Here is a 12011-nt window from a genome sequence, read left to right as displayed (position 1 = left end):
AAGGGGCAAAAAAGTGTACAATGAAGTCATTATTTGGTAAAATACCAAAGATAATGAAAAGAGAAATATTCTCAAATTGTTTTTATCAGTGCTACTTCGTCGCATACCGGAAAGTGCTTACATTTTACGCAATCAGCCCATATTTTATGTGCTGGCAATGACTCTTTTGGAATTTCAGTAAAACCGATTGATTCAAAAAAACTTTTTTGATAGGTTAAAGTAAATATTTCTTTTACATTCATACTTTTACCCTCTTGTACTAAGGTATTAACCATACCCTTTCCTATACCCATACCTCTACAATCTTGAGATACTATAAGACTTCTAATTTCTCCTAAATTATATGCATGAAAATGAAGTGCACCAAATCCTACAATTTTATTTTCATTTTTAGCTAGTATGTATGAACGAATATTTGTTGCCATTTCATCTGAACTTCTAAATAAAATAACACCTTTTTTAACTTCATCAACAACAAGATTTTGCATCTCTTGTATGTCAGAAAGTTTTGCTTTAGTGTACTGAATCAAGTTTCATTCCAAATAATGCACTAAAAATTTCGTCAGTTACTTTTTGAATACCTTTACCATTCGAACTTGACACAGTAAGACAGTTTGGATATATCTTTTTAAGGGCACTCACATCTTTTTGTTTTAATTTATCTGCTTTTGTAAAAATTATTAGTATTTCTTGATCAGCTCTACAAATTTCGTGTAAATACTCTGATACTTCTCTATCAATATCTAAATTAGGATGACGAGAATCAACAAGATGCACAAAAAGTTTGATAGACTCTCTCTCTTTAATAAACTTTGTTAAAGTTTTTTGCCACTCATGCTTCATAGATTTTGAAACTCGAGCGTATCCAAAACCAGGTAAATCTACAAGTCTTGCTAAAAATTCTTCTTCCTCATTGGAAAATTTTATATCAAAAAAATTAATTAATCTCGTTTTACCAGGTGTTGATGAACTTTTTGCTAAACCTTTTCTTTTTGTCAATGCATTTATAATGGAACTCTTACCTACATTACTACGGCCTATAAAAGCCACTTCACATACATCTTCTTCTAAGGTTTGATCTATCTTCTCAGCAGATTTTACAAAACTTGCATCTTTTATAGTTATCATTTTTTATTCTTTTCTTGTACTTTAAAGATAAATTTCACTGGTTTTTTTCCATCACTATCAACTTCATAACGTCCTGTTTTTTGATCTACAAAAATTTTATTACCATAAACTTTTTTATTTGTTATTTTCTCATATAAATAAGCATTTTTTATAAATGTATATTGATCTTTTATTGGATCATAAATCATTTTTTCTGCTGAACCAAAATAGACCTTATCGTTCATAATCATATCTAACTTAACATTGCCAGTTGCTGTATATTTTAAAGGTTGTCTTTTTTTGTCAAAATTTATTACTACTTTATTAGCTACTAACTTATCACTTTGTTTTGTCACTATTACATGACCATTAAACTCTGTTACTTGTTTATTTTCATCAGCAAAGAATTTATCTGCTACTACTTCTACAGTCCCAGCATTTAAAACTGCTACCATACTTAAAAATGTTATTAATAATTTCACTTATCTGCTACCTCTATATTTGATTTTATATTATGCGCTTCTATTTTGCCATCTTTGGTCTGATATATTAATGAAGTTCCATGAGTTATTGTACTATTATCTTCTAAAATAAACTTCGCATTTGTCTTGAAAATTTTTGTCTTTAGATTATATTGTGCAACTTCTGAACTAAATTTTACATTATCACTATTTTGGTAACGGACATTACCAAACAATTCAAGATCATCTTTAACTAACTTACCACTATTTGCTCTTAAATTATCATAAAAATTTTCTTTTGACTTTCTTATTGTATCTATTTTATAAAATTCATCATGATCGTTATATCTTAAAACTTTTTTTGCATTTACTATATGAGAAATTCCATTTTGAGATATAGAATAATTCACAACATCTATCATCTCAATATTTGCTTCTTTTTTGTTATTTAGATTGTCATTTACTTGATAAGGTTTTTGATATAATAAAAATGTCATAATTGCTATAAAAGCAAACACAAAATAGTATAATAATTTTACTGCCAAAGCTTTAAAAACCTCTCTTCTAATTCTTCCTTTTTAATTATTAAGTCTATCATTTCTCTCACAGCACCTTTACCACCACAAGTATTTAATACTGTTGTAACATTCTTTTTTATTAAATCTACTCCATCATTTGGAGAAAATGACCATCCAACACTTTTTAGCATATTATAATCATTCAAATCATCCCCAATAGCCGCTACATTTTCCCAAGTAAGATTCTCTTTTTTTAAAATTTCTTCTAACATAGCTTTTTTATCTTTAATACCTTGATGAAGATGTGTAATATGTAACTCTTTTGCACGTCTCTCTACTACTTTCGAGTTTCTTCCTGTGATAATAGCACTTTTAAACCCAAGTCTCGACCAAGAGGCGATTGCTAAACCATCTTTGACATTAAATGCTTTGTACTCATCGTTAGTACCACCATAAATGATACTTCCATCAGTTAAACATCCATCGACATCAAATATTAAAAGTTTTATCATAAAATACCTTTAGTACTAGGAATACCTACTCTATCATTTTTAACAATTGAACGGCGAAGAGCTACAGCAAAAGATTTAAAAGCAGCCTCTAATATATGATGTTTATTTTTTCCTCTTTTGCACTCTACATGTAAAGTAAGTCCTGCACTAGTAACTACTGCTCTAAAAAATTCTTCAGCAAGCTCAACATCAAATTCTCCAACTTTTCCATTCAAACTTACATCATATACCAAGTAAGCACGATTGCTTAAGTCCAAACAACTTTCTACTGCCGCTTCATCCATAACTACAACAGCATTAGAATACCTCTCTACATTTTGTATAGGATAAATTGCTTTTTTTAAAGCTTGCCCTAAAACAATACCCACATCTTCAACACTATGGTGAAAATCTATATGAGTATCACCTTTACATGTAATATCTAAATCAATTAAAGAGTGTTTAGAAAATGCCTCTAGCATATGATCAAAAAAACCAATACCTGTTGATATATTTGAAATACCTGTTCCATATAAATTTAACTCTACACTAATATCAGTCTCTTTTGTTGTTCTTGTTATCATTTTATTTCTCCATTCTAAAGCATATTTACTTTCTTAAAATATATGCCCCACTAAAGTCACCTTTTGCAATAAAGTCTCTAGCTTCGCTTTCACTTTTAAACCCTTTTAAATAAACTCTATATAGAGCTATTCCATTTTTAAGACCTTTTGTAACATCAGAAGTATATAGATTATTTACTTTTTTATACCTACTTGCATATCTATATGCTCCATTTTTATTTCTAAAAGCACCAATTTGAACATAATAATTTTCTAAAACTACACTTTTAGTAGCATTTTGTCCACCTACTACACCATCAAAACCTACAACTTCAATGCGAACAGGAGCTGTACCCTTTTTGACCATATCTATTCTATGGGCTGCTTCATTTGATAAATCAATAATTCTACTTTTTACAAATGGTCCTCTATCATTGATTCGAACAATAATCTGTTTTGAATTATCTAAATTTGTAACTCTTAGCATTGTATTCATAGGTAAAGTTTTATGAGCAGCTGTCATATCATACATGTTATAATATTCACCATTCGAAGTCTTTTTATTGTGAAAATTTGGTCCATACCAACTTGCTATTCCACTAAAAGAATCATTGACACTTACTTTTGTAGGATAATACGTTTTTCCCATAACTGTATAAGGTCGCATCGTCGCTCTATGCATGTTTGCAGAGTTTTTTATCTTCGTTGTTGTACTTTTGGGTTTGTACTTATAACTTCCTGATGAACTAGGAACATATTGACGACTTGAACATCCTAAAAAAATAAAAACAACTAATAGAAAAATACCTTTTTTAATAAACATACGGAATAACAAGTCTTTCTCCAACTTTTATTGTAGAACTTTTTTTATTATTCACTTTCATAATTGTTCCAATTGCTACATCAAACTTTCTAGAAATTCTTTTCATTGTATCACCATTTCTTATTGTATAGTTTCGTGTTTTAGGCTTAAGTACAGGGATAATTAATTTTTTATTTAAACTTAACATATTTGATTTGAGTCTATTAAAATCTTTTATAACTTTATAGGAAACCCCATATTTTTTACCAATGTAGTAAAGAGAATCACCTTTTTTAATTTGATGTACATAAAATCTTCCAGTATCTTTTTTTGGATCATAATTTTGTTCAAAAAGAGTCTGTTTTCCATAAGGAAGGTATATATGATATTTACCTTTTCTAGGAGGAACAAAACCATATCTTAAATGCGGGTTATAAGATTTTAATTCTTTATAAGACATACCAATACTATCTGCAACATTATCTAATGTTGTTCCACCTTTAACATTCACTTTAGCAAAAGTATGTGTTGTACCTCTATTCATAAGATACCCTGCATTGTGTCCAACGATAAAATCTGTACTTGTAGAAAGGTGCTCCATCATCATAATTTTTCTAATATAAATTCTACTCTCTCGAGGAATATACTTTTTATCTTTTTCAAGTAAAACTGCTAAATCATCAGTTCCTGCTCTACGTATAGCTTTAGATACTCTACCTTCACCACAATTATATGCAATAGCAGCTAAATACCATTTACCAAACCTTTCATGTAAATATTTTAAATATTTAATTGCTGCTTCAGTTGATTTTATAGGATCACGTCTTTCATCGACATATAAATTAATATCTAAACCAAATTTTCTACCAGTATAAGGCATAAATTGCCAAATTCCTACAGCTCTCGCTCTAGAATATGCATTTGGAACAAAGTTAGATTCAGCCATAGCAAGATAAAGAAAGGCATCAGGAACTCCTGCCTCTTTTAGCATATTTTGTAAAACTGGTATAAATCTATTACCATTTTCTAATACTTTTAAAAAATGTTTTGTTCTATATTTATCTGCATCTTCTTTCATAGTTATAAACAGTAAATCTGTAAGAAAAGTAGGATCAATATCAAGACTTTTTAAAACTTTTGCTTGTTCACGATAATTCGTTTCTGTACTTAAAAAAGCATTCGCACTTTGAATCAACAATAATACCAAAAATAAAAATCTAAACATCCAACTCCCTTAAGCACTTTTTATGCAACATAATAAGCAATTATAGTACCTCAATTTCACTTTGCAAATGCTTTAAAAAGTCTTTTAGCATTACTAGTTGTTAAATTTTCTATAGTATCTACATCTTTTTTTAAAATCTCAGCCATTTTTTCTACGACAAATGTTGTATATGAAGGCTCATTTCTTTTTCCTCTATGAGGGTGTGGAGTAAGATAAGGAGCATCTGTTTCAATAAGAAGTTTCTCTTGAGGAATTTTTTCCAATACTTCTACTAAATTCTTCGCATTTTTAAAAGTCAACACACCTCCAATACCAAAATAAAAACCTTCTTGGGCTAAAGATAGAAGATGCTCACTTGCATTATAACAATGAAGAACACCTCCTATCTCTTTAGCATTATTCTCTAGTAAAATAGTCTTACTATCATCATTTGCATCACGAATATGAACAATTAAGGGTTTATTTACTTTTTTTGCTAATTCAATATGCTTTTTAAAAACCTCTTTTTGTGCTTTTTTTTCAACTTCTTTTTCACTTACCTCATCAGGAAGCCTAAAATAATCAAGCCCACATTCACCAACAGCAATACATTTTTCATCTTTTAAAAAATTTATTAAAATTGTTTCATCATATTGTTCATGATGGTAAGGATGGACACCTGCAGCAAAATATATATTTTCATTTTCATGTGATATTTTTTGAGCTTTTTTCAAATCATTTATATCTGCACCAGGAATCAATATACCTTCAATACCATTTTTTTTGGCATTTTTTAAAACTTCATCTAAATCATCAAAATATTTTTCATCATCTAAATGGGCATGAGTATCTATTATCACTTTTTTTATCCTTATTCCGAAATTTCTACTCTGTTTTTTCCATTTTGTTTAGCATTGTATAAGGCCATATCCGCTTGACTCATTAACTCTTTAAAATCATCTTCACCATTAAATGTAACGCCTATTGAAACAGTATATTTTAAATCAATATTTTCAAAACTAATTAAATTATTTGCTATTTTTAATCGTAATCTAACAAAAAATTCAACTGCTTTATTTTTATCAATATTTTTTAATAAAACACAAAATTCTTCACCACCAAGCCTTGCAATAATATCTGAACCTTTTATATTGTCTTGAACCAATTCAACTAATTCTTTTATAGCTATATCACCAGTATCATGTCCATATTTTTCATTAATATTTTTAAAATCATCGATATCTAAAATACCTACAGCAAACCTTTCACCATTTTGCCTACAATTATCCATATAAGAATTCATCTCTTTAAAAAAACTTCTTCTATTTCTTGCACCTGTTAGTAAGTCAGTATTTGCCATATCGCTGATTGTCTCTATATACTCTAAAGATTCTACTGCATTGTTTACTCTACAAATTAATTCTTCTTTGATAAAAGGTTTATTTATAATATCATTTGCCCCTATTTTTAAAAACTTTGAAGATAACATTTGATCACTATTTTCTGTCATTCCTATAATACACATTTGCATTTTAGGATAATCTTCTCGCAAAGTTTTAATTAATTCAAAACCATCAATAACTGGCATATTATAATCAGTCAAAACTAATTTTATATCGGGATTATCTTTTATATATACCAAGGCTTCTTCACCATGTGCAGCGCAAAACACTTTATACATCTGTGCTTCTAATATTTGCTTCATTTCACTTCTCATAGGTATTGAATCATCAACAATCATTACTTTATTATTTCTATTTTTTGAAAGTCTTTCTATAAGATGAAATATATAGTTTACATCATCCATATTCCCTTTATACACATAATCAATAACATTTTTACTTAGTATATTTTTTCTTGTTTCTTTATCTACATTTGCAGTTAAAACAATAGAAGGAATATTTTTAGAAAGTACATAATCTACAACTTCTCCATTAGGAGCATCTGGTAAATTTAAATCTAACAGAGTAATAAAATATTTATTTTTACTTATAAAAAGTTGTGCTTCTTTTAAGCTGTGCGCTACATCTACCTCAAAATCAATATTTTGAGAAATCTTTTTTGCTATTAGCTTTGATAATGCTTTATTGTCTTCAACAACAAGTATTTTTTCCATTTTTAAGATACTCCATAAATTGTCATTCAAATTTTTATGTAAATATATATTTTATCATAAAGACTCTGTTGAAGTAAAACTATGTTAGGTAAGTGGAAAAGTTATATAAAAAATTGCTCCTTCATTCTCTTTGCTTTCACATCTTATTTTTCCATGTAATTCATCAGTTATAATTTTATAGATAATGTTTAAACCAAGACCACTGCCACCATTACCTTTTTTAGTTGTGAAAAAGGGATTAAATATCTTATCTAAATTTGAAGCTGGGATTCCAACACCATCATCCTTATATGTTATATTCACATTATTATCAACTTTTTTTACAGTAATTATAACTTCTCCTTTTTGTGTATTTATAAAACCATGTACTATAGAGTTTATAACAAGATTGGTTATTATATGAGATAAAGCCCCTGGATATGTATTGATTGTCAATGAATTATCACACTCTATTTTAAAATCAATATTACTTTTTTTAGTTTTATTTCTCAAACTAAGTAAAACTTCTTCAAAATACTCTTTTACATTAATCTCTCTTTTATCTTGACTAGTTTGATCTATAGCAACTGTTTTAAAGCTTTTGATAATTTCTGCAGCACGTTTTAAATTTAACGTAATAGTATCTGCCAATTCATTAGAAACTTTTACATAACCTTCAAACTCATCTTGGCTTAATGAATCACTTTCATAAAGTTGTTTTAAATTTTTTGTAATACTACTAAAATGAGTAATACCTGTTAAACTCAATCCTACAGGAGTATTTATTTCATGTGTTACTCCAGCCACTAACTCTCCTAATGCAGCCATTTTTTCATTTTCTAACATTGATACTTCTGTTACATGTAACTTACTAAGTGTTTTTTCTAAAGTTTTATTGGTATGTTTTAGTTCTTGAGTTCTTTGAGCTACTTTAGCTTCTAAATTTTGATTTAAATCTTTAATTTTATTTACTAATTCATTTGTATGTTTAGCTAACACTTCAAACTCTACAAACTCCATGTTTTTCACATCTAAACTTACATTATTTTCTGCTGTTTTCGCAAAGAAAATTTCAAATTCATGAAAACTTTCATCTATATTTTTGCTAAATTTTTTGGCTCCAAAATAGATAATCAAGCCTATAATTGCAAATACAAAAAACAAAAAAGTAGCCACATACATAAAATCTTGATTTAATTTTTCTTCTTTTAATTTTAGTTCACTTTCTAAAGGTTCTATAAATAAACCACTCCCAACAAACCAATCCCAATTACCTACTCCTTTAGTATATGTTATTTTTTCACCAGGTTTTCCTGTTTCAGGACGATAAGGCCCTATATATCTTACATAACCGCCATCTTTATTAGATTTCGCTACTTTTATTAACTCTTGAACAAAAAGAAATCCATTTTTATCTCTTAAATTAAAACTGTCTTTGCCTTCAATAGTTTTATCAGGATGAGAAATACCAACCCCTGAATAAGTCGCTACAAAGATAAACCCATCAGTTCCAAATCTTATTTTTCCTATAATATCTAATAAATCACTTTTAAGCTCTTCTTCTATATCTTCTATATAATCTCCTGCTCCTATATACCAATTATAAGGCTTAAAATATTTTACATATGCAATCTTTTTTGATTTGATACCATCTGGAACATTTTTTCTAAACCATTTATACTGAAGAAAACCTTCATTTTGTTTTAAAAGTAAGTTTACAATTTTTGCCTGAACTTCTCTTACATTTTTTATTGGACCTGTAGATAAATTAGTGTTTTCTAAGCTTTTCATTTTTCCATGCATTATGGATAATCCATCCATATTTGATATATAATAATAGCCTCGACCATTTAAAAATCGAATTTTTCTTAAAGCACTTGTTATTAGCTCTTTTAAATCTTTTTCCGGCATAGTTTTATGATACTTTTCATATGTATTTTCCATGAAAGTATAAGCATTTTGTATATTATCTTTTAGATTTTGTTTAACTCTCTTTAAACGAATCTCTCTACTTGTATTTATATACTGAATAGATATATCAACGTGATCTTTTACAATTCTTTTTTGTTCTTCTATGTAGTTTTCTCTAAGTTCATTTATATCTGCTTGAGTATTAAATTTTAGGCTAGAAAACCAGCCAAAACATATAAGTAATAAAAGGGAAAATATTACAAAAAGAACTTTTGAAAATATCATTTGAGTAATAGTTTTTTTCAAAACACTCCCTCCTTATTATTACAATGGATTAATTATATCATATTCAAATAACATTTAAGAGTTTTTGTGCAAATACTGTTGCTTCACTACTTACCTCTTCACCACTCACCATACGAGCTAACTCTACTATTCTTTGTTCTTTATTTAACAAGCTAACTTGACTCTGATTTTGATCTTTTGTAACCAAAAAATGACAATCTGCTTGAGACGAAAGCTGTGGTTGATGTGAGATGGCAAATATTTGGTATTTTTGCGAAAGTTGCTTTAAAACTTTTGCAACACTCATTGACTCTTTCCCACTAAGATTTGCATCTATCTCATCCAAAATGAGAACACCACCAGAATCAAGTAAATACTCACTTGTAGTGGCAATAAAGGCTAAACGAAGTCTATTATACTCACCCGAACTAATTTTTTTAATATTAACTCGTCCTAATTCTACATGTAAAAAGTCTTTTCCCCACTCATTTAATTCAATTTCACTTTTTAAAAGATTTACTTCTGGCATATATAACATATCTAAATACGAGTTTATTTTAGTATTTAAAATAGATATTGATTTATCTCTTCTTTGAGAAATAGTCTCTGCTTTTTGTACTAAAATATCTAATTGTTCTTTACAAGATTGTATAAGTTTTTCTTTTTCAAAACTTATATTGGCATATTCTTCTAACTCTTGTTTCTTTTTATCTCTATATTCTAATATTTCTTCAATAGAGCCATATCTAGACTTTAAAGATGAAATTTTTTCGATTCGCTCCAATAAAGATTCGACATCTTGATCTTCTAAATCGCTTAATCTCTCTCTTTCATCTTCTATAATTGCTCTAAGCTCGTTCATGCTCTCATCAAAAAAAGTACTATCTTTTTCTATTAAATTTAAAAACTCACTCACACTACTTTCACTATCAAAGATACTATTTGCACTATTAAGACTCTCTTCAATTTTCTCTTTTTTTGATAGTGAGCGTTTAAAACTCATCAACTCTTCATCTTCACCAATTTTAGGAGAAACTTCATCTATTTTTGCAATTTCAAAAGAGGCAAACTCTTTTAACTCTTCAATCTTTCTCTCTTTTTCTTCAATAATTTCAAGTTTTTCCTTTACTTTTTTATACTCTAAAAAAAGCTCTTTAAACTCTTCTACTTCTTTTACATGTAAAGGAGTTTTCTTTCCAATAAGTGCATCTAAAAGTGTAATTAATCTCTCATTTTCAAACTCTTCACTATCTCTCACTGAAAGATAATTAATAAAACCTTTTGATATCTCAGACATTATTTTTTTTGAAACACTTCCTGCATTTACAAAATATCTTGTGCTTTTTGTTTTAACATACTTAAAAATATTTATTTCATCATTTTCAAGACCAAATGTCTCTAAATCAATATTGTCTGTTATGGTTGCTTCAACTACACTTGCATTAGCTTCACCATGCCCAAACAAAGATAAAATTGCTTGCATAAAAACTGACTTTCCAGCACCACTAGGTCCAGTAAAAGCCATAAGCCCATTTTCAAATTTTAAATCACACTCTTTAAATGAAAGTTGATTTTTAATATACAACCTTTCTATCATTCTTGTCCCCAATGTAATTTTTCTTTTAACACTTCAAAATAATTTCTATCAACTCTATGGATAAGCTTTGCTCCATTATCTGCTATTTTAATAGTTACTGAGTCAAAATCTCCCATATTATAAGTATCTTGTCCATCTACAATTATCACCGTATCTTTTGTGCTACTTTTAAATTCAACCTCAAAATTTACAGGTAAAACTAATGGACGTTGCGTAAAAGAGTGAGGGCAAACAGGAGTAAGAATAAGAGCTTTTGTTAAAGGATATACAACTGGACCGCCCGCTGAAACATTGTAAGCTGTTGAACCAGTTGGTGTAGAAACTATTAAACCATCTCCATAGTAAGTATTAATAAGAACTTTATCTATATAAGCTTCTACCTTAGCCATCCCAGAGAGCTTTGTACGAGAAAAAACAATATCATTAAAAGCTACAAGTTTTTTCTCTTCCCCTTTTACATGTAAAGATACTTCAAGCATCATTCTTGTATCAATTCTATAATCTTTATTAAAAATCTTATCTATAAAAATTGCTATCTCATCGGATTTAATATCAGTCAAAAATCCAAGTTGTCCAGCATAAACACCTAAAATTGGTTTTCCATAATGAAAGCTTCTTCTACTAAGTGAAATCAATGTTCCATCACCACCTAAGGCTATAAGAAAATCACTTTGTTCACACATCTCTTCAAAACTAACTCCATCACAATTAAGTAACTTTGCACTTTTTGCTTCAACTACCAATTTTACATCATACTTTAGTAGTGCATTTTTTATAACTTTATAATGGTGTGTTAATCCTGTATCATTTGGTTTAGTCACTAAACCAACACATTTAATCTGTTTTAGTCGTTCATTTGTATCTGTTATTTTCATGGTAATAGATTTTATCGTTTATTTAATTATTTAATCCTGATATGCTCAAACTCATAGTAATTTTTTAGTTTAATCCTAAAACTTTACAGTATAAACAAAATA

Annotated in this window: 13 protein-coding genes; all 13 read right to left on the bottom strand. The window is 28.4% G+C overall.

Translation table 11 applies throughout. The features are described from left to right. Positions 1 to 71: 71 nt before the first annotated feature. Positions 72 to 530, bottom strand: coding sequence for an N-acetyltransferase (locus tag K354_RS0110920; RefSeq protein WP_024955538.1), 459 nt, complete (start codon positions 528 to 530; stop codon positions 72 to 74). Then, the gene (gene yihA, locus K354_RS0110915) at positions 514 to 1128 is read right to left on the bottom strand and encodes a ribosome biogenesis GTP-binding protein YihA/YsxC (protein ID WP_024955537.1); all 615 of its coding nucleotides are present in this window, start codon (positions 1126 to 1128) and stop codon (positions 514 to 516) included. Before yihA ends, K354_RS0110920 begins: the two co-directional genes overlap by 17 nt. Beyond that, the gene (gene lptA, locus K354_RS14250) at positions 1125 to 1589 is read right to left on the bottom strand and encodes a lipopolysaccharide transport periplasmic protein LptA (protein ID WP_245600606.1); all 465 of its coding nucleotides are present in this window, start codon (positions 1587 to 1589) and stop codon (positions 1125 to 1127) included. The genes yihA and lptA overlap by 4 nt, the downstream gene beginning before the upstream one ends. Continuing rightward, positions 1586 to 2113: an LPS export ABC transporter periplasmic protein LptC gene (lptC, locus tag K354_RS0110905; RefSeq protein WP_024955536.1), complete on the bottom strand. Its 528-nt coding sequence runs from the start codon at positions 2111 to 2113 to the stop codon at positions 1586 to 1588. The genes lptA and lptC overlap by 4 nt, the downstream gene beginning before the upstream one ends. Continuing rightward, positions 2104 to 2598: a KdsC family phosphatase gene (locus tag K354_RS0110900; RefSeq protein WP_024955535.1), complete on the bottom strand. Its 495-nt coding sequence runs from the start codon at positions 2596 to 2598 to the stop codon at positions 2104 to 2106. Before K354_RS0110900 ends, lptC begins: the two co-directional genes overlap by 10 nt. Further along, the gene (gene hisB, locus K354_RS0110895) at positions 2595 to 3161 is read right to left on the bottom strand and encodes an imidazoleglycerol-phosphate dehydratase HisB (RefSeq protein ID WP_024955534.1); all 567 of its coding nucleotides are present in this window, start codon (positions 3159 to 3161) and stop codon (positions 2595 to 2597) included. The genes K354_RS0110900 and hisB overlap by 4 nt, the downstream gene beginning before the upstream one ends. A 25-nt stretch (positions 3162 to 3186) precedes the next feature. Beyond that, positions 3187 to 3963 carry a septal ring lytic transglycosylase RlpA family protein gene (locus K354_RS0110890; RefSeq protein WP_084607370.1) on the bottom strand — a complete coding sequence of 259 codons (777 nt, stop codon included), beginning with the start codon at positions 3961 to 3963 and terminating at the stop codon, positions 3187 to 3189. Then, complete coding sequence (locus tag K354_RS0110885) at positions 3953 to 5167, bottom strand: lytic transglycosylase domain-containing protein (protein WP_024955532.1); 1215 nt, start codon at positions 5165 to 5167, stop codon at positions 3953 to 3955. The genes K354_RS0110890 and K354_RS0110885 overlap by 11 nt, the downstream gene beginning before the upstream one ends. A gap of 56 nt (positions 5168 to 5223) precedes the next feature. Further along, the gene (locus K354_RS0110880; RefSeq protein WP_024955531.1) at positions 5224 to 6006 is read right to left on the bottom strand and encodes a TatD family hydrolase; all 783 of its coding nucleotides are present in this window, start codon (positions 6004 to 6006) and stop codon (positions 5224 to 5226) included. Positions 6007 to 6017: 11 nt separating this feature from the next. Then, the gene (locus tag K354_RS0110875) at positions 6018 to 7262 is read right to left on the bottom strand and encodes a GGDEF domain-containing response regulator (RefSeq protein ID WP_024955530.1); all 1245 of its coding nucleotides are present in this window, start codon (positions 7260 to 7262) and stop codon (positions 6018 to 6020) included. 84 nt (positions 7263 to 7346) lie between these two features. Next, complete coding sequence (locus K354_RS14780) at positions 7347 to 9458, bottom strand: sensor histidine kinase (protein ID WP_024955529.1); 2112 nt, start codon at positions 9456 to 9458, stop codon at positions 7347 to 7349. Positions 9459 to 9501: 43 nt separating this feature from the next. Then, the gene (locus K354_RS0110865; protein WP_024955528.1) at positions 9502 to 11034 is read right to left on the bottom strand and encodes an AAA family ATPase; all 1533 of its coding nucleotides are present in this window, start codon (positions 11032 to 11034) and stop codon (positions 9502 to 9504) included. Continuing rightward, positions 11031 to 11909 carry an NAD(+)/NADH kinase gene (locus tag K354_RS0110860; RefSeq protein WP_024955527.1) on the bottom strand — a complete coding sequence of 293 codons (879 nt, stop codon included), beginning with the start codon at positions 11907 to 11909 and terminating at the stop codon, positions 11031 to 11033. The genes K354_RS0110865 and K354_RS0110860 overlap by 4 nt, the downstream gene beginning before the upstream one ends. Positions 11910 to 12011 lie beyond the last annotated feature (102 nt).

The sequence above is a fragment of the Sulfurospirillum arcachonense DSM 9755 genome (assembly GCF_000597725.1).
Classification (GTDB): domain Bacteria; phylum Campylobacterota; class Campylobacteria; order Campylobacterales; family Sulfurospirillaceae; genus Sulfurospirillum_A; species Sulfurospirillum_A arcachonense.
The sequence above is the reverse complement of the archived record's forward strand: the minus strand, read 5'-3'. Positions and strand labels throughout refer to the sequence as shown.

What these genes read in the sequence shown, in the direction of transcription:
- K354_RS0110885 (WP_024955532.1), bottom strand. Translation starts at nt 5,167, where the DNA reads ATGTTTAGATTTTTATTTTTGGTATTATTGTTGATTCAAAGTGCGAAT.
- K354_RS0110875 (WP_024955530.1), bottom strand. Translation starts at nt 7,262, where the DNA reads ATGGAAAAAATACTTGTTGTTGAAGACAATAAAGCATTATCAAAGCTA.
- K354_RS0110900 (WP_024955535.1), bottom strand. Translation starts at nt 2,598, where the DNA reads ATGATAAAACTTTTAATATTTGATGTCGATGGATGTTTAACTGATGGA.
- K354_RS0110860 (WP_024955527.1), bottom strand. Translation starts at nt 11,909, where the DNA reads ATGAAAATAACAGATACAAATGAACGACTAAAACAGATTAAATGTGTT.
- K354_RS0110890 (WP_084607370.1), bottom strand. Translation starts at nt 3,963, where the DNA reads ATGTTTATTAAAAAAGGTATTTTTCTATTAGTTGTTTTTATTTTTTTA.
- K354_RS0110865 (WP_024955528.1), bottom strand. Translation starts at nt 11,034, where the DNA reads ATGATAGAAAGGTTGTATATTAAAAATCAACTTTCATTTAAAGAGTGT.
- hisB (WP_024955534.1), bottom strand. Translation starts at nt 3,161, where the DNA reads ATGATAACAAGAACAACAAAAGAGACTGATATTAGTGTAGAGTTAAAT.
- yihA (WP_024955537.1), bottom strand. Translation starts at nt 1,128, where the DNA reads ATGATAACTATAAAAGATGCAAGTTTTGTAAAATCTGCTGAGAAGATA.